22 protein-coding genes are annotated in these 23,019 nt (G+C 73.1%); 8 read left to right on the forward strand and 14 right to left on the reverse strand.

The window, feature by feature from the left end:
* Positions 1–117 precede the first annotated feature (117 nt).
* Both AC29IT_RS27475 and AC29IT_RS27480 read left to right on the forward strand, forming a co-directional pair.
* Positions 118–735: a DUF305 domain-containing protein gene (locus AC29IT_RS27475; RefSeq protein ID WP_488220592.1), complete on the forward strand. Its 618-nt coding sequence runs from the start codon at positions 118–120 to the stop codon at positions 733–735.
* A 286-nt stretch (positions 736–1,021) separates the two neighbouring features.
* Positions 1,022–1,924, forward strand: a complete 903-nt coding sequence (locus AC29IT_RS27480; RefSeq protein WP_488220593.1) for an SDR family oxidoreductase — start codon at positions 1,022–1,024, stop codon at positions 1,922–1,924.
* Positions 1,925–2,510: 586 nt separating this feature from the next.
* Here the strand turns inward: AC29IT_RS27480 and AC29IT_RS27485 are convergent.
* Both AC29IT_RS27485 and AC29IT_RS27490 read right to left on the reverse strand, forming a co-directional pair.
* Positions 2,511–3,644: a VanZ family protein gene (locus tag AC29IT_RS27485; protein WP_488220594.1), complete on the reverse strand. Its 1,134-nt coding sequence runs from the start codon at positions 3,642–3,644 to the stop codon at positions 2,511–2,513.
* Positions 3,645–3,870: 226 nt separating this feature from the next.
* Positions 3,871–5,031 carry a S8 family peptidase gene (locus AC29IT_RS27490; protein ID WP_488220610.1) on the reverse strand — a complete coding sequence of 387 codons (1,161 nt, stop codon included), beginning with the start codon at positions 5,029–5,031 and terminating at the stop codon, positions 3,871–3,873.
* Between the two features lie 245 nt (positions 5,032–5,276).
* On the opposite strand from AC29IT_RS27490, the gene AC29IT_RS27495 reads away from it, so the two are divergent.
* Positions 5,277–5,582 carry a hypothetical protein gene (locus AC29IT_RS27495; protein WP_488220595.1) on the forward strand — a complete coding sequence of 102 codons (306 nt, stop codon included), beginning with the start codon at positions 5,277–5,279 and terminating at the stop codon, positions 5,580–5,582.
* 96 nt (positions 5,583–5,678) lie between these two features.
* Here AC29IT_RS27495 and AC29IT_RS27500 read toward each other — a convergent pair whose 3' ends face one another.
* The 6 genes from AC29IT_RS27500 to AC29IT_RS27525 form a co-directional block, all read right to left on the reverse strand.
* Complete coding sequence (locus AC29IT_RS27500) at positions 5,679–6,425, reverse strand: succinate dehydrogenase/fumarate reductase iron-sulfur subunit (protein ID WP_488220596.1); 747 nt, start codon at positions 6,423–6,425, stop codon at positions 5,679–5,681.
* Between the two features lie 9 nt (positions 6,426–6,434).
* Positions 6,435–8,312 carry a fumarate reductase/succinate dehydrogenase flavoprotein subunit gene (locus AC29IT_RS27505; protein ID WP_488220597.1) on the reverse strand — a complete coding sequence of 626 codons (1,878 nt, stop codon included), beginning with the start codon at positions 8,310–8,312 and terminating at the stop codon, positions 6,435–6,437.
* Positions 8,313–8,322: 10 nt separating this feature from the next.
* Positions 8,323–9,147, reverse strand: coding sequence for a hypothetical protein (locus AC29IT_RS27510; RefSeq protein ID WP_358443923.1), 825 nt, complete (start codon positions 9,145–9,147; stop codon positions 8,323–8,325).
* 107 nt (positions 9,148–9,254) lie between these two features.
* Complete coding sequence (locus AC29IT_RS27515; RefSeq protein ID WP_358443926.1) at positions 9,255–9,536, reverse strand: hypothetical protein; 282 nt, start codon at positions 9,534–9,536, stop codon at positions 9,255–9,257.
* A gap of 266 nt (positions 9,537–9,802) precedes the next feature.
* On the reverse strand, positions 9,803–10,165 hold the full coding sequence (locus tag AC29IT_RS27520; protein ID WP_488220598.1) for a hypothetical protein: 363 nt from the start codon (positions 10,163–10,165) through the stop codon (positions 9,803–9,805).
* The gene (locus tag AC29IT_RS27525; RefSeq protein WP_488220599.1) at positions 10,162–12,006 is read right to left on the reverse strand and encodes a hypothetical protein; all 1,845 of its coding nucleotides are present in this window, start codon (positions 12,004–12,006) and stop codon (positions 10,162–10,164) included. Before AC29IT_RS27525 ends, AC29IT_RS27520 begins: the two co-directional genes overlap by 4 nt.
* A 95-nt stretch (positions 12,007–12,101) precedes the next feature.
* Between AC29IT_RS27525 and AC29IT_RS27530 the strand changes: the two genes are divergently transcribed.
* Together AC29IT_RS27530 and AC29IT_RS27535 are read left to right on the forward strand one after the other, a co-directional pair.
* Positions 12,102–12,479 (forward strand): hypothetical protein, encoded by a 378-nt coding sequence (locus AC29IT_RS27530; protein WP_488220600.1) that lies wholly within the window; start codon positions 12,102–12,104, stop codon positions 12,477–12,479.
* Positions 12,476–13,765, forward strand: a complete 1,290-nt coding sequence (locus AC29IT_RS27535; RefSeq protein WP_488220601.1) for a hypothetical protein — start codon at positions 12,476–12,478, stop codon at positions 13,763–13,765. Before AC29IT_RS27530 ends, AC29IT_RS27535 begins: the two co-directional genes overlap by 4 nt.
* 12 nt (positions 13,766–13,777) lie before the next feature.
* On the opposite strand, the gene AC29IT_RS27540 is transcribed toward AC29IT_RS27535, so the two are convergent.
* From AC29IT_RS27540 to AC29IT_RS27555, 4 genes are all read right to left on the reverse strand, one after another.
* On the reverse strand, positions 13,778–14,008 hold the full coding sequence (locus AC29IT_RS27540; RefSeq protein ID WP_488220602.1) for a hypothetical protein: 231 nt from the start codon (positions 14,006–14,008) through the stop codon (positions 13,778–13,780).
* Positions 14,009–14,441: 433 nt separating this feature from the next.
* Positions 14,442–15,854, reverse strand: a complete 1,413-nt coding sequence (gene xylB / locus AC29IT_RS27545) for a xylulokinase (protein WP_358443940.1) — start codon at positions 15,852–15,854, stop codon at positions 14,442–14,444.
* A gap of 83 nt (positions 15,855–15,937) precedes the next feature.
* Positions 15,938–16,816: an SAM-dependent methyltransferase gene (locus AC29IT_RS27550; RefSeq protein ID WP_358443942.1), complete on the reverse strand. Its 879-nt coding sequence runs from the start codon at positions 16,814–16,816 to the stop codon at positions 15,938–15,940.
* 451 nt (positions 16,817–17,267) lie between these two features.
* Positions 17,268–18,110, reverse strand: a complete 843-nt coding sequence (locus tag AC29IT_RS27555; protein ID WP_488220603.1) for a class I SAM-dependent methyltransferase — start codon at positions 18,108–18,110, stop codon at positions 17,268–17,270.
* A 47-nt stretch (positions 18,111–18,157) separates the two neighbouring features.
* Here AC29IT_RS27555 and AC29IT_RS27560 point away from each other — a divergent pair, with 47 nt between their 5' ends.
* Positions 18,158–18,727 carry a helix-turn-helix domain-containing protein gene (locus AC29IT_RS27560; RefSeq protein WP_358443947.1) on the forward strand — a complete coding sequence of 190 codons (570 nt, stop codon included), beginning with the start codon at positions 18,158–18,160 and terminating at the stop codon, positions 18,725–18,727.
* Positions 18,728–18,786: 59 nt separating this feature from the next.
* Here the strand turns inward: AC29IT_RS27560 and AC29IT_RS27565 are convergent, their stop codons facing one another.
* Together AC29IT_RS27565 and AC29IT_RS27570 are read right to left on the reverse strand one after the other, a co-directional pair.
* Positions 18,787–19,956 (reverse strand): excalibur calcium-binding domain-containing protein, encoded by a 1,170-nt coding sequence (locus tag AC29IT_RS27565; protein ID WP_488220604.1) that lies wholly within the window; start codon positions 19,954–19,956, stop codon positions 18,787–18,789.
* Positions 19,957–20,238: 282 nt separating this feature from the next.
* On the reverse strand, positions 20,239–21,555 hold the full coding sequence (locus AC29IT_RS27570) for a hemolysin family protein (protein WP_488220605.1): 1,317 nt from the start codon (positions 21,553–21,555) through the stop codon (positions 20,239–20,241).
* 77 nt (positions 21,556–21,632) lie between these two features.
* On the opposite strand from AC29IT_RS27570, the gene AC29IT_RS27575 reads away from it, so the two are divergent.
* Together AC29IT_RS27575 and AC29IT_RS27580 are read left to right on the forward strand one after the other, a co-directional pair.
* A complete protein-coding gene (locus tag AC29IT_RS27575; RefSeq protein ID WP_488220606.1) occupies positions 21,633–22,115 on the forward strand; it encodes an RNA polymerase sigma factor in 483 nt (160 codons plus the stop codon).
* Positions 22,112–22,711, forward strand: coding sequence for a methylated-DNA--[protein]-cysteine S-methyltransferase (locus AC29IT_RS27580; RefSeq protein WP_488220607.1), 600 nt, complete (start codon positions 22,112–22,114; stop codon positions 22,709–22,711). The genes AC29IT_RS27575 and AC29IT_RS27580 overlap by 4 nt, the downstream gene beginning before the upstream one ends.
* Positions 22,712–23,019 lie beyond the last annotated feature (308 nt).

Below are 23,019 nucleotides of genomic sequence, written 5' to 3' on the forward strand. Positions count from 1 at the left end.
CGACCGGCCGGAGACGATCACCAGCTTCGGGAGAGGGCGGACGTGCAGCGAGCCTTGTTCGATCGGTCCCCCCGGCCACGGCGGCGCCACCGGACGGGACCGCCCGCACCGCCGCGGGTGCTGGCCGGAGCCGTGCTGACCTGCGGACTCGTCCTCACCGGCTGCGGCCCGGCGGAACAGCCCGCGCCGCCACCGCCCGCCCCCGGATCGCCGCCCGCCGACGAGGACATGAGCGAAGCGACCAGCGACGAGGACGCCCCCGACGAGCCCGAGGACGCCGCGCACACCGGCACCGACCAGGAGTTCGCCCGCAGGCTGCTCGCGCACCACCAGCTGCTGCTCGAAGCCACCGCGCTCGCCCAGGACTCCGGTGAGCAGCGGGTCGCCACCTTCGCGGCGCGCATCGCCCCGGAACGGCAGGCCGAGGCCGACGAGCTCACCGCCTGGCTCACCGCGGTCGAAGGCGCCCCGTCCGGCAGCGCGCCCGAGGACCTGGTCGCCGAGGAGGACGAGCAGTCCGGGCTCCTCCACCCCGACCTGGTGGAGCAGCTGCGCACCGCGCGCGGCACCGAGTTCACCGCCCCGTTCAAGCAGGTGGTGGCCGAGCTCTACGACTGCTCCGAGCAGCTCGCCCAATCCGAATTGCAGGAAGGCTCCGCCGAGCAGATGCGCGCCCTGGCCGAGCGCACCCTCGACGAGCACGACGCGGAGCGCGCCGAGCTCGAAGCCCTCTGACCGCGGCACCCCGCGAGTGAGCGGACCGTTCGTCCGATGCAGCTGGACGAACGGGCCGTTCGCTCGGGCTCGGCAGCGGTTCAGCGGGAGCGGTGCGCACTCCCCTGGCGGCGCACTTCCGGTGAAGTGAGCGGACCGTTCGTCCGATCCCGCTGGACCAACGGGCCGTTCACCCGCGTCGTTCGTGGCCGTTTCCGGGCGCGGCGCTGGATCTACCGAAAGTAAGCTACCGACGGTAGGCTACTTCGGAGTAGGTGAAGGTCCGCACAGGAAATCGGGAGCGCGCATGCCGTCAACGACGTCCGGCAAAGTCGTCCTCATCACCGGTGCCGCTCGCGGCATCGGCGCGCAGACCGCGCGGGAACTCGCTCGCCGCGGCGCCAAGGTGTCCCTGATCGGGCTCGAACCCGACGAGCTCGAAGCCGTCGCCGCCGAGCTCGGCGACGGCCACACCTGGTTCGAGGCCGACGTCACCGACCCCGACTCGCTGCAGGCCGCCGTCGACGGCACCGTCGCCGCCCACGGCCGCATCGACGCGGTGATCGCCAACGCCGGCATCGCCCCGCTCGGCACCGTGCTCAACGGCGACCCGCACGGGTTCACCAAGACCGTCGACGTGAACCTCAACGGCGTCTTCCACACGGCGCGGCTCGCGCTGCCGCACCTCATCGAGCAGCGCGGCTACGTCCTGGTCGTGTCCTCGCTGTCGGCGTTCGCACCGATCGGCGGCATGGCCGCCTACACCGCGAGCAAGGCGGGCGCCGACGCGCTGGCCAGCGCACTGCACTCCGAGGTCCAGCACCTCGGCGTCGCGGTCGGCACCGCGCACCCGTCGTGGATCGACACCGACCTGGTGCGCGACATGAAGACCGACCTGCGCAGCTACAGCGAGATGCGCAAGCGGCTGCCGTGGCCGATGCACTCCACCACCACGGTCGAGAAGTGCGGCACCGCGTTCGCCAACGGCGTGGAGCGCCGCTCCCGGCGGGTCTACGTGCCGCGCACGATCATGCTGATGCACTGGCTGCGCAACCTGCCGTCCTCGAAGCTCGTCGCCAAGCTGATGGCTCCGTCGCTGCGCAAGATCATGCCCCAGATGGAGGAAGAGGTCGCCGCGCTCGGCCGCTCGTTCAGCGCCCGCAACCAGGCCCTGCAGGGGACGTCCACCGATCGGGCCGCGAAGGACTGACCCGGATTCCACCCGGCGATTCGGCCGCCGGGTGGTTCCCGGTGACCGGGCGGAGCAGGTGCGGGCCGCCCGGCCACCGGGCTCGACCGCGCCCTCGCTCGACCGTCCTCGGGTGAACGGACCGTTCGTCCGACCGGATGGGACCGGCGGTCCGTTCACCCCCGAGCCGTCCCGTCACCCCTCGGGTGAACGGACCGCTCGACCAACCGAATGGGACGAAGAGTCCGTTCACTCCACCCGCACCCCGCACCGACCAACCCGAGTGAACGGACCGTCCGACCAACCGGACGGGACGAAGAGTCCGTTCACTCCGCACGAAAGCCCGCACTGGCCCGCGCCGCTCCAGACGTGCCTGCCCCTCGGGTGAGCGGACCGCTCGACCAACCGAGTGGGACGAACGGTCCGCTCGCTCCAACCCCGGGACGACGCGCCGACCTGTGAGTGAACGGACCGTCCGACCAACCGGACGGGACGAACGGTCCGTTCGCTCCACCCGCGCGCACGCACCTCCCAGGCCATCGAACCCCGAGTGAACGGACCGTTCGTCCGACCGGACCGGACGAACGGTCCGTTCACTCAGGTCTGGTCAGCGGAGGCGGGCCGTTGCTCGGCCCGCGGGGGCCGGGACCGCGCGGGTGTGGTCGTGCGCCGGGCGGCCGTCGGGGCGTGCCGCGCCGGGGTCGGGCCGGGGGCGGGGGGCCGGGGCGCCGGGGGCGGGTGCCGGGTTCTGCGGGAAGCGGGCTTGCGGGGCGGACCCGGCGCGGGGCGCGGGCGCTCCGGAGCCGCGGGCGGACCGGCCGTCCGGTGCTCCCGCGCCGCGCGCGACCGGAGCCGCGGGCACGCGCGCGGCCTCGCCGGCCCGCGCAGGCCGAGCAGCGGTTCCCACGACCCCGCGTTCGGACCGAGCAGCGGTTCCCACGACCCCGCCTCCGCCTCGACCGGCGGCCGCCATGCGGTCGGGCCGACCGGCGCGCACCACGACGCCACGAGCGGGCCGATCGTCGGGCATCGCGGCGTTCCGCGTCCGGGGCGCCGCGAGCCGATCGCGCGCGGCGCCACCACCGGGGGTCTCCGCGCCGAGCCCGGCTCCGGGCCGGCGCTCGTGCTCGATCTTCTCGATGATCCGCCACACGGTGGTCTGCGCATCGTCCGGCTCGGCGCTGCGGTGGTTCGGCCCGGGCAGCTGGACTTCGGCGCGTCGCCAACCGGCGCAGACGACGAGGCCGCCGGCTGCGGCACCGAGGGTGTTGAGCACGACGTCGTCGGTGGAGGCGACGCGGCCGGGAATGCAGAAGAACTGGACGGTCTCGATGGTGAGCGCGGTCAACATTCCGCCGATGACGATCTTGCCGAAGCCGTCGAACCAGCGGACCCGCAGCGGCACGAGCGTGGCCATCGGGATCAGCAGCATCAGGTTCCCGCCGAGCTGCACCCACGGGCGGACGTCCCCGGGCGCGGCCCGCAGCGCGGTGTAGAGGTCGTTGCCGAGCTCGACCTCCACGCGGTCGGCGATCTCGGGCTGGGGGTAGAAGACGAGGTACCCGGTGAACAGCACGGCGAACACGAGCAGCGCGTCGATCAGCGGGTCGTGCACCGGGGACACGGATCGGAGCCGGTTGCTGCGCACCGTGCCGGACGCGGCGGCGACCAGCACGGCGAGGGGGAACAGGACCGTCAGGGCGGGGACGAAGCCGTCGAAGGCCATGAAGAGCTCGTACATCTCAGCCGCACTTCCTCTGGTCAAGCCAGGACCGCGAACCACTGTCTGCATCAGGCGGTGTCACGCGAGGCGGCGCTGCTCCGGCGCCGCGGGTGACGACCGCCTGCCGCGCTCGGGGGCGCGGCGGGTCGGCGGTCGACATTGACCGATCAAGAAGGAGGTCAAGAATGTGGCCGGACATCGCCTCTCGGGTCGATGCCCGGCCACACCGGAATCGTGCTGGGCGTCAGCCCGCGTCGACCTGCAGGAGGTCGGCGATGGTGCCCTGCGGCGCACCCTGGATGACGCCGGTCGAGGCCCCGCTCTGCAGGCCCTTGATCACGTCGGCCGGGGCGGCACCCTGGTTGGCTTCGAGGAACAGCGCACCGGCACCGGCCACGTGCGGGCTGGCCATCGAGGTCCCGTCCATCGACTCGGTCCCGCCACCGGGCACGGTGGAGGTGATGTCGACGCCGGGCGCGTAGCCCTCAACGGTCTCGCCGAAGTTGGTGAACTCGGCGGAGGTGTCGGTCTTGTCGGAGGCCGCGGTGGTGAACACGCCCTCGGCGCTGGCCGGGGACACGTTCTCGGCGTCCTGCGACTCGTTGCCGGCCGCGACGGCGAGGAACACGCCCTTGTTGACCAGCCCGGTGGCGGCCTCGTCGAGGGCCGGGTCCTTGCTACCGCCGAGCGACATGTTCGCGACGGACGGGCCGTCCGCGTTCTCGGCGACCCAGTCGAGGCCGGCGATGATGTCGTCGGTGGTGCCGCTGCCGTCGTCGCCGAGGACCTTCACGCCGACCAGCTCGGCGCCGGGCGCGACGCCGTAGGTCTTGGAGCCGATGGTGCCCGCGGTGTGGGTGCCGTGGCCCTGGACGTCGGCACCGTCGCCACCGGTGGCGTCGAAGCCGATGGAGGCGCGGCCCTCGAAGTCGGGGTGGTTGACGGCGAGGCCGGTGTCGATGACGTACGCGGTGACGCCCTGGCCGGTCTGGGCCGGGGTGTAGCTGTCGTCCAGCGGCAGTTCCGGCTGGTCGATGCGGTCGAGGCCCCAGGAGCCGGTGGCCGCGGCGTGCGGGTTCTCCACCTGGATGCGGAAGGACTGCGAGACGCCGTCGACGGCCGGGTTGGCGCGGACGTCGTGCAGCTGCTGCGGGCTCAGCGTCGCCGAGAACCCGTTGAGGGTGTTGTTGTAGACGTGCTCGGTCTGCACGCCGAGCTCCTGGGCGACCGCGGCGGCGTCGGCACCGTCGGCGAGGTTGACGACGAAGGAGTCGCCGGCACCGGCGGCGTTGGCCGTGTGCATGGTCAGCGGGGCCAGGTCTTCCTGCGGGGCGGCGGCGAGTGCGGGGACCGCTGCGACCACGAGCGCCGCGGCCGACAGACCGGCGCCGGCACCGAACAGCATTTTCTTCACGGGATTCCCTCCGTCACGAACCGACAAGTTTCCCGGCGGACGCACCGCCCGAGGCACTGGAGTCGATTGCTCTAATTGACTCGGATGCCAGGAACGTAACCAGCGCATCGGGCTCGAACAAAGACGTGGCTAGAACCCGCCACCCCTTCTCGACGTGCGGAGATGCCGCTCAAGATCCCCATCTTGACAGTCCCCAACTGGCGTTTTCCTGCATATTGGGAGCGATTCAGGCGAAAGTGCCGAGGGACACGCACCGGGAGTTTGCCATCATTCCCACGGCAGGCTCGGCGGCCTACTGTTCAAGCTGGGAAAGCGCGGGAAAAACGTGGAGGGCGGCGCTGCTGCCGCAGCTCAGCGACCAGGCGGGCCACGGCGCACTCCTGCCGCCTGCCGAAACGGACGCCGCACCGGTCGATTTCAGCCCGGTCCCGGGAGCCAGCGCTCCGCGCACCGCGATCGCCGCCCGAAAAGACCGTTTCGAATGCGCGATCACCGTATGCATTCAGGCGAAGCACCGTAAGTGCACGATTCCCGCCATGTGAAACGTGGTCGTTCACCGCGAAACAGATCGGACATCCGATCTTCCGCCGTGCGCATTGCATCCGATCACATCGCCGCCCGAAATGCGCGAGCGGGTGTCATCGGCGTTTGCGGAACAGCCGCAGCAGCGGGTCGTAGTAGCGGTCCGCGGCACGTTCCTTCAACGGGATGAGCGCGTTGTCGGTGATCTGGATGTGCTCGGGGCACACGTCGGTGCAGCAGCGGGTGATGTTGCACATGCCGAGCCCGTGCTCGGTGCGCGCCTCCTCGGCGCGGTCGGTGCCGCGGGCGTCCAGCGGGTGCATGTCGAGCTCGGCCTGCCGCATCAGGAACCGCGGCCCGGAGAACGCCTCCTTGTTGTCCTCGTGGTCGCGGATCACGTGGCAGACGTCCTGGCAGAGGAAGCACTCGATGCACTTGCGGAACTCCTGCGGGCGTTCCACGTCCACCTGCTGCATCCGGTACTCGCCGGGTTCGAGGCCGGGGGGCGGTTCGAACGCGGGGACCTCGCGGGCCTTGACGTAGTTGAACGACACGTCGCACACCAGGTCCTTGATCACCGGGAAGGTGCGCAGCGGGGTGATGGTGACGATCTCGTCGGTGGCGAACGTGGACATCCGCGTCATGCACATCAGCTTGGGCTTGCCGTTGATCTCGGCGGAGCAGGAACCGCACTTGCCCGCCTTGCAGTTCCAGCGCACCGCCAGGTCGGGGCATTCGGTGGCCTGGAGCCGGTGCACCAGGTCGAGCACCACCTCCCCTTCCTCGGCTTCGACGACGTGGTCGCGCAGCGCGCCGCCGTCGGCGTCGCCGTGCCACACGCGCAGGTGCGCCAGGTAGCTCATTCGGCCTCCTCAGCCCGCGAGTTCCTCGTCGGTGAAGTACTTGCGCAGTTCGTCGGCGGTGAACAGGTCCAGCAGGTCGGGTCGCACCGGCACCTGGCGCTGCTCGTCTACGCGCACGCCGTCCCGGTCGAGGGAGCAGGCCAGCAGGGTGCGGCGCCAGTCGGCGACCATGCCGGGGTGGTCGTCGCGGGTGTGCCCGCCGCGGCTCTCGGTGCGCTGCACGGCGGCGCGGGCCACGCATTCGCTGACCAGCAGCATGTTCCGCAGGTCGAGGGCGAGGTGCCAGCCGGGGTTGAACTGCCGGTTGCCCTCGACGGTCAGGTGCCGGGCCCGCTCGTCGAGCGCGTGCAGCCGCCGCAGCGCGTCCCGCATCTGCTCGCCGGTGCGGATGATGCCGACGAGGTCGTTCATCACCTGCTGCAGTTCGGCGTGCAGCGCGTACGGGTTCTCCGGTTCGCCCGCGGCGGGGTCGAAGGGCTGTTCCGCCCGCCGCGCAGCATCGTCCACATCGGACTCGCGCGGTTCGGACCCGCCCGCGGTGGCGAGGTGCTCGGCGGCGCCGATCCCGGCGCGCCTGCCGAACACCAGCAGGTCGGACAGCGAGTTGCCGCCGAGCCGGTTCGAACCGTGCATGCCACCGGCGACCTCCCCGGCCGCGAACAGGCCCGGCACCCCGGAGGCCGCGGTGTCCGGGTCGACCTCGACCCCGCCCATCACGTAGTGGCAGGTGGGCCCGACCTCCATCATCTCGGCGGTGATGTCGACGTCGGCGAGCTCGCGGAACTGGTGGTGCATCGACGGCAGCCTGCGCCGGATCTCGTCCGGGCCGAGCCGGCTCGCGATGTCCAGGAACACGCCGCCGTGCTCGGTGCCGCGGCCCGCCCCGATCTCGGTGTTGATGGCCCGCGCCACCTCGTCGCGCGGCAGCAGTTCCGGTGGCCTGCGGTGGTGTTCGGGGTCGTCGTACCAGCGGTCGGCCTCGTCCTCGGTGTCGGCGTAGGCGTCCTTGAACACCTCGGGGATGTGGTCGAACATGAACCGGCGGCCCGCCGCGTCGCGCAGCACTCCCCCGTCGCCGCGCACGGATTCGGTGACGAGGATGCCCTTCACGCTCGGCGGCCACACCATGCCGGTCGGGTGGAACTGCACGAACTCCATGTTGATCAGCTGGGCTCCGGCGCGCAGCGCCAGCGCGTGCCCGTCGCCGGTGTACTCCCACGAGTTCGAGGTGACCTTGAAGGACTTGCCGATGCCGCCGGTCGCGAGCACCACGGCCGGCGCGCGGAACAGCAGGTACCGGCCGCTCTCCCGCCAGTAGCCGAACGCCCCGGCGATGCTCCCGTCCGGGGCGTCCTTCAGGAGCTCGGTGATGGTGCACTCGGGGAACACCTTCAGCCGCGCCTCGTGGTCGCCGTGCTCGGCGAAGTCGGCCTGCTGCAGGGACACGATCTTCTGCTGCAGGGTGCGGATGAGCTCCAGCCCGGTGCGGTCGCCGACGTGGGCGAGCCGCGGGTACTGGTGGCCGCCGAAGTTGCGCTGGCTGATCCTGCCGTCGGCGGTGCGGTCGAACAGGGCGCCGTAGGTCTCCAGCTCCCACACGCGTTCCGGCGCTTCCCGCGCGTGCAGCTCCGCCATCCGCCAGTTGTTGAGAAACTTCCCGCCGCGCATGGTGTCCCGGAAGTGCACCTGCCAGTCGTCGTGCGGGTTGGCGTTGCCCATGGACGCGGCGATGCCGCCTTCGGCCATCACGGTGTGCGCCTTCCCGAACAGCGATTTGCACACCACCGCCGTGCGCAGCCCGCGCTGCCGGGTCTCGATGGCCGCGCGGAGCCCCGCACCGCCCGCGCCGATCACGATCACGTCGTAGTCGTGCTGCTCGATCCGCATCGCGGGCCCTTCAGTTGAACAGTCGGGGGTCGGGGAACGCTCCCGAGGCGAGCAGCAGCACGTACAGGTCGACCAGCGCCACCGAGATCAGCGACGCCCACGCCAGCTGCATGTGCCGGGCGTTGAGCGCGGTCACCTTCGTCCACAGCCAGTAGCGCACCGGGTGCTTGGAGAAGTGGTTGATGCGGCCGCCGACGAGGTGCCTGCACGAGTGGCAGGACAGCGTGTACGCCCACAGCAGCAGCACGTTCACCACCATCAGCACCGTGCCGAGCCCCACCCCGAACCCGCCGTCGGCACCGCGGAACGCGATGGCCGTGTCGTAGGTGAGCACGCCCGCGACGAGCAGCGCCGCGTAGAAGAAGTACCGGTGGAAGTTCTGCAGCACCAGCGGCAGCCGGGTCTCCCCGGTGTAGGTGCGGTGCGGTTCGGCGACCGCGCACGCGGGCGGTGCCAGCCAGAACGAGCGGTAGTAGGCCTTGCGGTAGTAGTAGCAGGTCAACCGGAACCCGAACACGAACGGCAGCACGAACACCGGCGGCGGCAGCAGCGGCCCGAGCGCGGGGAACGGCTGCCCCCAGTGGCTCGCCCCGGGCACGCAGGCCGCGCTCAGGCACGGCGAGTAGAACGGCGCCAGGTAGTGGTATTCCGGCACCCAGTACGCGCTGTTCATGAAGGTGCGGATCAGGCCGTAGACCAGGAACAACCCCAGCCCGGTGGCCGTCAGCAGCGGCGCCAGCCACCACCGGTCGGTGCGCCGGGTGCGCGGGTCCGGGGTGCCCGGCGGGTGCGCGGGTTCGGCGCCGAACGGATCGATACCGGGGAGTGCGGACATGGCTGACCTCGTCGTCGGTGTCCGGTGGGCCTGGTGGTCCTCGATCTCGTGTTGTGCCCGGGAGTCCGGTGCGGGCTCGGCGCCGTCGCCCGCCCGCGCCGGCCTGCTCAGTGCGGTTGGCGGCCACCGACCCCTTCGTCGTCGGCATCGCGCCACAGCGACGGGTCGTAGGGCGTGTCCGGCACCATCACCGTTTCGCCGCAGGCCATTTCGCGGCGCGGGGCGGGCAGGGCGGACAGCTCGGCCAGGTCGATCTCGAGTCGTTCCACATCGTTGCTCAGGCGGCGCACGGCCGCAGCGTCGCCGTACCGCGAACGGAGCATGCCTACGCTGCTGCGCAGCTGCCCCAGCACCCGCTGCACATCGGTCAGTTCGGTCGTCGAAGCCATGGGCGAGCACCTCTCGTACGGGTCGTCGCATCGACGTCTCCGAGAGTGCCCGCGCCGCGCCGAGTGTGACAAGAGCCACACGGTCGACTTCGGGGATTTCCCTCGACCGAGCTCCGCGGCGGACCCGGTGCGGGCGCTGCGGCGAACCCGCGGTGACCGGGCCGGCTCAGCCGTCGGCGGGGTCGCGGGTGGTGGCGGGGCCGCCGGGAGCGGTGGTGCCGGGGTGGCCGGTGGTGCCCCACGCGGAGGTTCCGCGCGCGGCGTCGTCACCGGCTCCGGCCGGGGCTGTCGTCACCGGCCCCGGTCGCGGTGTCGTCACCGGCTCCGGTCGCGGTGTCGTCACCGGCCCGGGTCACGGTGTCGCCATCGGCTCCGAACGAGTCGGCGCCGCAATCGGCTCCGGACGAGTCGCCGCCGGCGTCGTCCGCGCGGCCGGTGCCTGCGTCCGGGGCGCCCGCGCCGTCCGCGCCCGCGCCGCCGTCCGCCGCCGCCTCCTCGTCCTGGGGCCTGCGGCGGTCCCGGTAGACGATGACGCCGACGACGGCGAGCACCGCGAAGGTGGGCACGAAGAACGGCACGGCCGTGATGATCGGATGGCTGGCCAGGATCTGGGTGCCCGCGAGGATCACCGCGCCGCCCCCTCCGCCGCCGGTTCGGGCTCGATCACCTCGGGCCGGTCGGCGCCGACGCGCGCGATGCGCTGCGCGCCCCAGCCGAGCGCCAGCACGAGGGCCAGCGAGCAGGCCAGCACGACCAGCGAGGCCACCACCCACAGCCAGGACGGGACGTCCTGCTTGGTCTCGCGCTGCAGCACCTGCCACTCGGGCTGCGAGTCGCGGCTGAAGTGCGCGTCGGCGGGCACCGCGGGCAGGCCGATGGCCGAGTCCGAGGGCATGTAGACGGGGATCGCGACCTGCGCCCGGCCCTGGTGGAACCGGATCATGGTCTTCCAGGTGCCGTGCAGCGGCATCGGCCGGGTCGTGCGGTAGGTGTCCGGCCCGATCGGCACCAGCCGGTCGACGTGCAGGCCGCCGCCCTGCCAGCCGGTGGTGGTGAGCCAGGCGGCGTCCTGCCCGGTGCCGGGCGGGCTCATCCGGATCACGGCCTGCGCGGTGCGGTCCTGCGGCCCGCCGCGCACGTCGGTGAGCGCCACGTCGGCGTGCACGGTGGGCGAGGTGCCGATCAGCGCGTTGGTCACCGCGAGCGCGATCACCACGAGGGAGCCGCCGAACAGCGGCACCGAGAGCTTCGGCCGGGGCAGCGCGCCGCGCAGCGCCAGCGCCAGCAGCGCGCCGAGCACGCCACCGGAGACGCCGCCCGCGACGGCCATCGCGGCGCCTTCGGCGGCCATGTCCGGGGTCCACGGCAGCGGGAACGCGACCTGGGTCCAGGCGTATTCGGCGGCGTAGCCGACGGTGCCGATGAGCAGCCCGGACACCGCGCCGAGCGCCAGCGCGCGCCGGGCGAGGAACACCGCGGCGAGCTCGACGCAGAGCGCTTCGACCAGGTGCAGCGGGATGACGGCGAACTCCTCGCCGATGATCGGCCCGACGAACACGGCGACCCCGCCGCGCACCAGCACGTAGAACCCGACGGCGAACAGCGCCGCCCCGCGCCCGGCCCACAGCCGGGCGACGACGAGCGCGCAGCCGGTCGCGACCGCGATCATGAACGGCTGGTGCACCATCCGGAACTGCTGCACGCCGTAGTCGAACTCGGCCTGGAACACCGAGAGGCCGACGAGGAGCCCGCCGACGGCCATGCCGCGGTGCACGAACCGGGACAGCGCGCGCGGTTCGCCGAGGTCGCTGCGGGCGAGCCTGCCTTCGCGCTCCAGCAGCACCACCGCGACCAGGGACAGCCCGGCACCGCCGATGAGCATCAGGTGCGTCGGCCCCCACAGCGTGACGTCCTGGCCGAAGATGCGGTGCCACACGTCGTCGAGGGGGAAGCCGAACAGCGCGTAGAACCCGGCGCCCGCCAGCAGCACCCCGCTGATCGGGGCGTGCCAGTCGCGGGTGATGCGGATGGCGGCGCGGCCGACGGGTTCGCCCTTCGGCAGCACGACGGCGAGCATCCCCGCGGCGAACAGCCCGAACAGCCCGATGAGGATCGGGTAGTGCGCGACGTTGGCCAGCGGGCCCTCGTCCCGGCCGTGGGTGATGTGCAGGGAGATGTCCCAGTACATCCCGAGCAGCGCGGTGAGCAGCGAGATCATCGCGATGATCTGCGGCAGCGCGACCCAGCCGGGCAGCCCGCCGGGCAGCACCCGCTGGGAGCGCTCGGCGAGCCGCGCCAGGAGCTGCGTCCGCCCGGTGCGGTGCCCCCAGCCGAGCAGGAGCAGCAGCAGGGTGAGCGCGGTGGCGCCGCCGGAGGCGATGAAGATCTGGTCGAGCGCGGCACCTCCCGCGGGCCGCACCTCTTGCGCCAGGAGCGTCGTCCAGGGCTGCGCTGCCGGGGTCGAGTTCATGCCGGTCATGGAACACCAGAAGCTGGACAATGTCATCCCCAAATGTGACATTGCTCGTTGTCAACGTTCGGAGTGACCTCGGAAGGACCAGCGCCATGACAACGACCCGGCGACTCATCGGATGCGCGTTGACGGCGGCGGCCCTGCTGCTCTCCGGCTGCGGCGCGCCCGCCCCGCAACCGGCTCCCCCGCCCGCCGGGCAGCAGGTGGCGCCCGTCGTGGTCGACGTCCAGGTCGCCGGCGGCCAGGTGCGCACCGGCACCGACCGCATCCCGGTGCCGCTGGGTGCCCAGGTCCGCTACCAGGTGCGCAGCGACCAGCCGGACGAGGCGCACGTGCACGGCTTCGACGAGGCCGTCGAACTCGCCCCCGGGCGGACCGGGGTCGTCGAGTTCACCGCCGACATGCCCGGCGTGTTCGAAGTGGAGCTGCACCACTCCGGGCTGTCGCTGCCCAGCCTGGAAGTCCGGTGAGCACCGAGTTCCTCGCGCACGGCCTCGGTGGCCGCACCGACCTGCCGCTGAACGGGGCGGCGGCCGTCGTCGGCGGCGCGCTCGCCGTCGCGGTGTCGTTCTTCGCGCTGGTCGCGCTGTGGTCGAAGCCGTGGCTGGACCCCGAGGCCGGTCGGCCCGTGCGGCTCCCGGTGCGCCCCGACCGGCTGGTCGGCGCCGCGCGGATCATCGTGCTGCTGCTGGCGGTGTTCGTGGTCGCCGTCGGCGCCGTCGGTCCCGCGGAGACGAACCGGAACCTGGCGCCGTGGGTGCTGTTCGTGACGTTCTGGGTGGGGCTCATCCCGGTGAGCGTGCTGTTCGGGCCGGTGTGGCGGGCGGTGAACCCGCTGCGCACCCTGCTGCGGCTGCTGCGGCTCGGTCGCGCGCCGCGGCCGCTGCCCGCGTGGCTCGGCTACCGGGTGGCGGCCGGGTGGCTGCTGGGCTTCGTGTGGCTGGAACTGGTCGCGCCGAACCGGGCCGATCCGCGGCTGGTGACCGCGCTGATCGTCGGCTACGCGGTGGTGAACCTGGCCGCGGCCGCGCGCTACGGCCCGGTGTGGTTCGAGCGCGGCGACGGCTTCGAGGTGTACTCGACGCTGCTGGCCCGGTTCTCCCCGCTGGGCAGGCGCTCCGACGGGACGCCGGTGCTGCGCAATCCGCTGGCCGGGCTGGTGCGCGCCGATCCGGTGCCCGGGCTGGCCGGGCTGGCGTGCGTGCTGATCGGCTCCACCGCGTTCGACGGGTTCACCCGCACCAGCTGGTGGCAGGCGCTGCGCAACGCGGCCGGACTGCCGGACGTGCTGGTGGGCAGCGCCGGGCTGCTGGTGTGCATCGCAGGGGTGTCGTCGCTGTACTTCGGTTCGATGCGGTGGAGCGCGCGGCTGTCCGGCAGCGCCGAGTCGCCGGCCGCCCGGTTCGCCGCGACGCTGCTGCCGATCGCGGTGGGCTACGGGGTGGCGCACTACTTCTCGTTCTTCGTGATCGAGGGGCAGCAGCCGTTCATCCTCGCCGGTGATCCGTTCGGGACCGGACTGGACCTGTTCGGCTCGGCCGGGAACGTGCCGGACTACTCGGTGCTCTCGCCCGGGGTGGTCGCCATGGTGCAGATCAACGCGATCGTGCTCGGCCACATCGCGAGCACCGCCGCCGCGCACGACCAGGCGCTGCGGTCGTTCGACGCGCGCGGCGCTCGGGTCGGTCAGCTGCCGGTGGTGCTCGCGATGGTGTTCCTGACCGGCGTCGGACTGCTCCTGCTGCTGTCCGGTTAGGACGGCAGCGGATCAGTCGCCGCCGCCACCGCCGCTGTCGCCGCCACCGCCGCCGTCCCCGCCGAAGCCACCGTCGCCACCACCGGGCCCCGAGTCGTGGTGGTGCCCGTGGTGCCCGTTCCAGTCCGAGCTGTAGGAGGGGTCCGACGACCCCGTGTAGCCACCACCGCGGCCGCGCCCACGCCGGCTCGCGACCCCCGCGAGCACCAGCACGACCAGTACGAACAACACCGACACAGCCAAGGCCACGATCTTCGCCCCACTTCCGTTCCGGTCCGCTTCCCCAGGTCGAGCGGACCGGCCGGAAATTACCAGCGGGCACCGGTGCCGGGACCGAATTCCGGGAAACCGCCCGGAAAGTCCGTTCCGATCAGCGGCCACCGCACCGGCTCCCTCCCGCGCCCACCGGACTTCCGGGGCGAGGCGACCAGCGGGACCGCACCCCCCGACACCGGCTCCCCGCCGAAAACCCCGCCACCGCAACGGATTCCGCCCCGCGCACCACCAGCCCGGCGACACCCGCGGCAGCGGGCCGCCGGTCGTCGCCCTCCGAGCTCCCCGCCGGAATCCCGCCGCGCCGCACCGCGTTCCGCCACCGGTCAGCGCGGGGCGGATCACCCGATCGCTGCAGCGAGTGCTGGTCCGTCCGGGCGCTTTTCGTTGCGGGGCAGGGGGATCAGAAGCCGTGCATGCGCTCGCGGGTGGTGTGGTAGGCGTGGCGGACGGCGTCGCCCTGGTAGGAGTTCGCGGCTTCGCAGCGGCTGGAGCGCAGCTCCCACTCAGGGGGTTCGGCAGCGCCGGACAGCGCCCAGGCGGCCTGCTTCGCGGCGCCGAGCGCCACGTACTCGGCGGCTTCCGGGACGTCCACCGGCACGCCGAACAGGGACGGTGCGATCGCGCGCACCGCGGCCGATTCGCTGGCGCCGCCGATCAGCAGCACGCGCCGCACCTCCACCCCGACGGCGCGCAGCGCGTCGACCCCGTCCGCGAGGCCGCACAACATGCCTTCGACGGCGGCGCGGGCCAGGTTCTGCGGGGTCATGTTGCCGCCGCGGAGGCCGGCGAGCGTGCCGGTGGCGTCCGGCAGGTCCGGGGTGCGTTCCCCTTCCAGGTAAGGCAGCAGGGTGAGCCCGCCCGCGCCCGGCGCCGCCGCCAGCGCCAGCCGGTCCAGCCCGGCGAGGTCGGTGCCGAGCACCGCCGCGGTCCCGCTGAGCACCCGGGCGGCGTTGAGCGTGCACACCAGCGGCAGGAAGCGGCCGGTGGCGTCGCAGAACCCGGCGACCAGCCCGGTCTCGTCCGCGCTGGGGTGCTCGGCGACGGCGAACGCGGTTCCGGAGGTGCCCAGCGACACCACCACGTCACCGGGTCCGGCGCCGATGCCGAGCGCGCCCGCCATGTTGTCGCCGGTGCCCGCACCGAGCAGCGCGCCCTCCAGTGGCGCGAATCCGGTGGCACGGCCCGCTGATCCGGCAGGCCCGAGCACGTCGGGCAGCCGCGGAGTCCGGCCGCCCATCGCGGCGGAGAGCAGGTCCGGCAGCCATTCGCCGGTGGCGGGGGCGAAGTAGCCGGTGCCGGAGGCATCACCGCGGTCGGTGCAGGCTCGCTCCGGTCGTCCGGCGAGCAGCCAGGTCAGCCAGTCGTGCGGCAGCAGCACCCGGTCCACCAGGTCGGCGCGGTGCGGTTCGTGCTCGGCCAGCCAGGCCAGCTTGGTGAGGGTGAAGCTCGCGACCGGCACCGAACCGGTGCGGTCGGCGAGCACCCCCGCGCCGTGCTGCTCGACGAGGGCGCGGGCCTGCGGCGCGGAGCGGGTGTCGTTCCACAGCAACGCATCCCGCACCGGGTCACCCGCGGAATCGACGGCGACCATGCCGTGCTGCTGCCCCGCGACGGACACCGCGGCGATCGCACCGGGGGCGTGCGCGGCGGCCTGCTCGATGGCGTCCTGCGCCGCGGTCCACCACGCCCACGGGTCCACTTCGGTGCCGGTGGGGTGCTGGGCTTTGCCCTCGGCCACGACCCGGCCCGTCTCCGCGTCGGCGACCACTGCTTTGGTGGATTGGGTCGAACTGTCGATGCCGAGAACGAACACGGGTCAGCCTCCACCTCAAAGCCCGGTGCAACGTCGGAATCCTGCCAGACCACCGAGTGCGACCGGGGTGCGCGGTGGGGACGTCAGGGTTTGCGCCCGACCCCGCACAGCAGCAGGTTCTGCGCGGGGACGCGGGCGCGCAGCCGCGGCCCGTCCGGCCACCAGTCGAGGGGGCGCACCAGGCCGGGTTCGGTGATCTCGGTGCCGTCGAACAGCGCCGCGATCTCGGCGCGCCCGCGGAACCAGCCGGTGCCGAGCTCGGAGAGCATCAGCTTCTCCAGCTGCGCGGCGGACGCGGCGTGCGCGGGTTCCTCCGGGCTGTGCAGGTGGCTGACGGCGACGTAGGAGCCGGGCGCGAACGCGTCCAGGTAGCGCGCCATCACGCGGTGCGGCGACCGGTCGTCCGCGACGTGCTGCAGCGTGGCGCCCTGCAGCATCGCCACCGGGCGGGACAGGTCGATGTTGCGGGCCACGGCGGGCAGCGCCAGCAGCTCTTCCGGCTCGGTGAGGTCGGCGAACGCGAAGTGCGTGTGGTCGTTGTCGACGAGCAGCGCCTGCCCGTGGGAGAAGACCATCGGGTCGTGGTCGGCGTAGACCACGACGGCGTCGGGGTTGGCGCGCTGCGCGACCTGGTGGGTGTTCTCGCCGGTCGGCAGCCCGGAGCCGATGTCGAGGAACTGGTCGATGCCGACGGTGCCCGCCAGGTAGCGCACCACCCGCATCAGCCATTCCCGGTGGTCCTGGGTGGCGACGACGAGGCCGGGCGCGATCTCCAGGGCGGCGTCGACGACGGCCCGGTCCACCGCGTAGTGGTCCTTGCCGCCGAGCAGCGCGTCGAAGCACCGCGCCACGCTGGGGCTGCGGGTGTTGAGCGTCCGGGAGCCGGGTGCCACGGCGGTCGCACCGGCTCCGGCGCGCATCCAGCTGAGACGGGCGGGTTCGACACCGGAACGATCAGGCATCGAGCACCTCACAACCGATCGTGACACTTGCACTGTCACGAATAGTATAAGCACGGCTCGGCTCGTTCCGATCGCCCGGTCGGCGGCCGGATCGCGATCGAACGCTCCCGTTCGTCCGATGGGCCCGCCCCGGCGCGGGCGCCGAGGCCGGCACCCGCATCATGATCGGCTTCGCCGCCCGCCGACACCGCCGCGCGGCCGAACCTCACCCGCGCGGCGCAACCGCCCGCCCACTCCGGAACACCGCCGCGAGGCGGAATCCGCGCAGTGCTCGACTCCGGGTGACGGCGAAGGCCCCGGGTGAGCGAACTCGAACGCGCTCTCGGCCCGCACGCGCGGTGATCAGCCGACGTCCGGACGGCGCACCGGGAAACGGATCCGCTCCTCCCGGCCGACCGCGCGGAGCCGGGATCGACCTCCGCGCCGTCCGCCGCGCACCGGCGGGCGGAGCTCAGGGCCTCCGGGCGGCGAGGAAGGTTCGGGTGGCGCGGACGGTGAGGTCGGTGCGGTTGCGGAGGGCGCCGGGACCGTCGCCGTCGAGGAGTTCGCCGAGGGCCGCGATGTCGGCGTCGTCGAGGGACTCGTCGAGGAACGGGCGCGTCCGGCGCAGCGTCACCTCGGCGTAGCGCCGCGCGGCGGCGGGCAGCGGGCCTGGCAGGTCGACGTCGACGGTGCGGTGCGCGGCCACGGCGAAACCGGCCGCGGCCACCTGTTCCGCCCAGTCGGCGCTGATGTGCGGCAGGTGCGCGGCGCGCTTGCGGGCGAGCAGGTCGCGGCAGCGCTCCTCCAGGCCGGGCCGCCCGAATCCGAGGTCGTCGGGCAGGAACCGGGGGAACGAGTCGAGTTCGGCGACCGCGAGCACGCCGCCGGGCCGCAGCGCCGCGAACACCTCGCCGAGGACGCGCGCCGGATCGGCCAGGTGGTGCAGCGACGCGGACGCCCACACCAGGTCGACGGGCGCGTCCAGCGACGGGAACCCGGCGTCGAGGTCGGCGCGCTCGGTGCGCACCCGGCCGGCTTCGCCGCGGGCGGCGGCCTTGGTCGTGAGGTGCGCGAGCACGGGCTCGTCGGCGTCCACGGCGAGCACGGTGGACCGCGCGAACCGCTCCAGCAGGACGAAGGTGCCCGCCCCGGTGCCGCAGCCCAGGTCGAGGATCCGGTGCACCGGCGGGTCGACGAGTCCGGCGAGCTCCCCGGTCAGCTCCGCCAGGTGGTCGTGCATGACCTCGGCGTCGAGGTCGAGCATGTCGAACCGGGCGGTGTCGTCGGTGTTCGGGTGTTCGTGGTGTGCCATGCCGCCAAGGTAGCCGTGGTTTGCGCCGATGGCATACTGTTTTGCGCATGACGCAAGACGGTGAGTTGGACGCCCTCGTCCGGCAGCGGATCCGGAGCCTGCGGACCTCGCGCGGCCTGTCCCTCGACGAGCTGGCCGCGCGCTGCTACCTGAGCACCTCCACGCTCAGCCGCATCGAGACCGGGCACCGGCGGATCAGCCTCGACCAGCTGGCACCGCTGGCCCGCGCGCTCGGCACCTCGCTGGACCAGCTGGTCGAATCGGCCACCGACGAGGACGTGGTGATCCGCCCGGAGCGCGATGAGACCCGCGGCATCACGTCCTGGCTGCTCAGCAAGGATTCCGGGCCGCACGGCATGACCGTCGCGAAGATGCGGCTCACCCGGCCGGCTCCGGCGCGCGATTCCGAGCGGCTGGCGGTGCACCCGGGCCACGACTGGTTCACGGTGCTGTCCGGGACGGTGGAGCTGGTGCTCGGCGAGCGCACCATCCTCGTCGAGACCGGGCAGGCCGCGCAGTTCAGCACCATGACTCCGCACGCGGTCGGCGCGCGTGGCGGACCGGCGGAGATCCTGACCATCCTCGATCACGACGGGCAGCGCACCCACCTCACCTGACCGCTCGGCACGGGTGGTCGGACGAGGGTTCCGCGCGATGCCGCCGGGCCGGGTGGTGATCAGGCCTCGCAGGCGACGCCGTCGCCGTCCCGGTCCAGCCCCGGGCGGTATCCCGGATCACCGACGTGCAGCGGCGCCGCGCCCGCGGCCTTCGCGGCCTTGCAGTTCGGGTAGTAGGCGGCACCGCCGTCGTCCGCGTTCCCGTCGTCGGCGTCCTCGTCGTCCGACGCGGACGTCGGGCTCGGCGCGGGCTGCGGGTTCGGTCGCGGTTTCGGCTCCGGGTTCGGCTGGGGGTTCGGCTGGGGGCTGGGTTCCGCCGTGGAGCTCTCCCGGGCCGCGCCGCACACCGACCAGGCTCCGACGGCCGCCGACTCCGCGCGCTCGCCCGCCGCGGAGATCTCCGCCCAGCGCAACGCGTTCGGCGGCATGAACTCGGCGGCGGCGGCACCACCGCCCACGAGGTCGGCGTTGACGAACTCACCGCGGTCGTTCCAGAGGTAGCGCAGGTCCAGGCCCTGCGCGTCCTGCGGCTGCACGTCCGCGAGCAGCCAGACCACCGATCCGACGGGGGCGAGCCGGTTCAGCTCCGCGGTGGACTCGTCCCGGAAGCAGTCCGCGATGGGGCGGACGTGCAGCAGCCGGACGTCGCGCGGGGCGGAACCGGGCAGCGCCCCCTCGTCGACAGCGGTGACCCGCAGCCGAGCGCCCTCCTCGACGCTCACCACGACCGCGCGCTGCACCCCCGCCGGAACACCGGCCGGGACCAGCGGGGCGGGCGGGAGCGCCGGAGCCGGTGGCGCGTCCGGGGTGGCCGACGGTGGCGCGGTCGCCGCGGGCTGCGCCGCCGGGTCCGCCACCACCTGGGTCGCCGGCTCGGTGGACGGCAGCAGCGCGAGGCCCACCACGAACAGGACCACCCCCGGCGCGAGCCGCGCCGCGAACCCGCGGGTGACGGCCCGGTCCCAGCCGTGCGGATGCCGGGCCGCGAACACACCGGACCAGATGATCAGGCCGATCCCGGTCAGCAGCAGGAATCCGAGGGCGGCGTCCCCTCCCGCCGGATCCAGCAGCAGCGCCAGGAACATCGCCGCGTAGCCGCCGCCGAACCGCCACCAGAAATCCTTGCGCACCAACGGGTCCCACGTCCGGCGGCGGCGAACCCCCAGCACGACGGCCCAGATCATGACTCCCAGGCCGGTGATGCCCAGGAATGCGACGGCTGTTTCCACGACGAGAACTCCCCCACGGACGACGACGGTGCACCTCGCCGCGCATCCCCCGGGGCGAGGTCGAAGCGAACCGTATCGAACCGATCACTCTTCGTGTCCGCGGGTGCAGGTGCGGGACGCCCGCGCTCGAACCGATCGAGCCGGGCGGTCGTCCCGACGTGCGAACGGCGGCAGGTGATCGCCGCGTTCCGCCGCTGCTCGTCGCAGGTCGAATCGCGGGCGCACCGGGGGATTCCCGCCCGTGGTGCCGGCGATCGCCCGGGCGGGTGCGATGCGGTCCGCTCACCGCACGTCGCCCGGTTCGGCACCGGGTTCCGGGGCGGTGGCGGTGATGCGGACGCGGGCGATGCGGCGGCCCTCCACGGCGCGGACCGTGAAGTCGTGGCCCAGGGCGGAGACCGAATCGCCCTCGCGCGGCATCCGGCCGAGGCGGGCGAGGACGAAACCGGCGAGGGTGTCGTACGGGCCTTCCGGCAGCGCGATCCCGGAGCGGTCGGCGACTTCGCTGCGGTGCAGCAGGCCGTCGAGTTCCAGCACGCCTTCGGCGGGCGGCGCGGCGGGGCGTTCGCGCGGGTCGTACTCGTCCCAGATCTCGCCGACGATCTCCTCCACCAGGTCTTCGAGGCTGACGATGCCCGCGGTGCCGCCGTACTCGTCGGCGACGACGGCGAGGTGCCCGCCGCCGCGGCCGCGCATCGACGTCAACGCGGCCAGCGCGGGCTTCGTGCCCGGCAAGGTGCTGATCGGCCGGGCCAGCGACCCGACCGTGCGATGCCCGCCGCCCCGACTCGCCTCGTACAGGTCGCGGACGTGCACGAAACCGATCACGTCGTCCGCGGAACCGTCCCGCAGCACCGGGTAGCGCGAATGCGGCTTGCCCAGCACCTCGTCCACGGCTTCGGCGGCGCCGGTGTCCGCGTCCAAGAAGTCGACCTCGGTGCGCGGCACCATCACCTCGCTCAGCACCCGGTCGCCGACTTCGAAGGCGTCGGTGATGAGGCGGCGCTCCTCGGTGGTGAACTCGTCGCTGGTGCGGACCATGTCCCGCAGCTCCTCCTCCCCCACCTGCTGCTCGTCGGCGCGCGGGTTCACCCCCAGCAGCCGCACCACCGCGTTCGTCGACACCGACAGCAGCCAGATCATCGGGCGGCACGCGGTCGCCACCGCGTCCAGCACACCCGCGGACGCCAGCGACACCGCCTCCGGGCGCTGCAGCGCGAGCCGCTTCGGCGCCAGCTCGCCGAACACCAGCGACAGGTACGACACGAACGCGGTCACCAGCAGCAGCGCCACCGTCGCCGCCAACCCCACCGGCAGGCCCCACCCGACCAGCGGTGGTTCCAGCCGCACCGCCAGCGTCGCCCCGCCGTAGCTGGACGCGAAGAAACCGGTGAACGTGACCCCGACCTGCACCGCCGACAGCATCCGGTTCGGATCGGCCTTCAACCGGGCCACGCCCGCGCCTCTCCTGCCCCGGTCCGCCAGCCGGTGCACCTGGCTCTGCCGCAACGACACCAGCGCGATCTCCGCCGCCGCGAAGAACCCGCCGAGCAGGACGAACAGCGAGATCAGCGCCAGGTTCCCGACGACCTCCCCCATCAGCCGATGGTGCCCAGGGGCGGGCAAGAACACCACGCGCCTCACGTTCCGGCACCGCCGGGCGTCTACTGGACGTGATGAGACCGTTCGAGCAGATCGTGGCCGAGCACGGGCCGGTGGTGCTGCGGGTGTGCCGGGCCGTGCTCGGGCCGGTCGACGCCGAGGACGCCTGGTCCGAGACGTTCCTCGCCGCCCTGCGCGCCTACGCCGAGCTGGACGAGGGCGCGAACGTGCAGGCGTGGCTGGTGACCATCGCGCACCGGAAGGCCATCGACGCCACCCGCGCCCGGGCCCGCCGGCCGAGCCCCGTGGAGCAGGTCCCGGAACGGCCCGCGCCGCGCGGCCGGCCCGAGGACTGGGACGGCGACCTGTGGGACGCGCTGGCCGCACTGCCCGACAAGCAGCGCACCGCCGTCGCCTACCACCACCTCGCGGGCCTGCCCTACGCGGACGTCGCGGCCATCACCGGCGGCAGCACCGACGCGGCCCGCCGCGCCGCCGCCGACGGAATCCGGGCGCTGCGCAGCAGCTACCCGGCATCGGGAGGAGGAGCACCATGACATCCGACGGGTTGTTCGACGCGCTGCCCGCCGCCGACGCGGGCACCCTCGCCCGGCTGCACGACCGCGTCGTCACCGCGGCCGCCGCGGACGGGCTGCTCGACGTCGCCTACCGGACCGTGCCCAGCCCCGTCGGGGAGCTGCTGCTCGCGGCCACCGCCGACGGGCTCGTCCGGGTCGCGTTCGGCGGAACCGAGGAGGTGCTGGGGGCGTTGGCCGAGCGCATCAGCCCCCGGGTGCTGCACGCGCCCGGCAGGCTCGACGACGCGGCCCGGCAGCTCGACGAGTACTTCGCCGGGCGTCGCACCTCGTTCGAGCTCGCGCTGGACCGGCGGTTGTCCCGCGGCTTCCGGCGCACCGTGCTCGCACGGCTCGCCGAGGTCGAGTACGGGCGCACCGCCAGCTACGCGCAGCTCGCCGCCGCCGCGGGCAGCCCGCGGGCGGTGCGGGCGGTCGGCACGGCCTGCGCGACGAACCCGCTGCCGATCGTGGTGCCGTGTCACCGGGTGGTGCGCTCCGACGGCGGCGCGGGCGGCTACGTGGGCGGAGAGGCGGCGAAGCGGACCCTCCTCGACCTCGAAACCCGGTCGGAGTGAACGGACCGTTCGTCCGATCCAACCGGGACGATAGCGACCGACCGTTCGCTAAAGGCCGCGCCCGGCGGCCCGAGCGACCGTTCGTCCGCCCCAGCCGGGCACAACGGTCCACCCACCCCCACCTCAATTTCAGCACCAACGGGAGTGAACGTCCCGTCTGTCCGATCTAGTTGAACGAAAGGTCCGTTCACTCGAACCGGACGTTCGTGCACGACCGGACTTGGTGGTGTGAACGGACCGGTCGGCCGGTAGAGCTGGACGGACGGTCCCTTCACTCCCCGGGGGGGGGGGGTGGTGGCGGGTGGGTT

It is taken from the genome of Saccharopolyspora sp. MMCC62 (assembly GCF_057736575.1).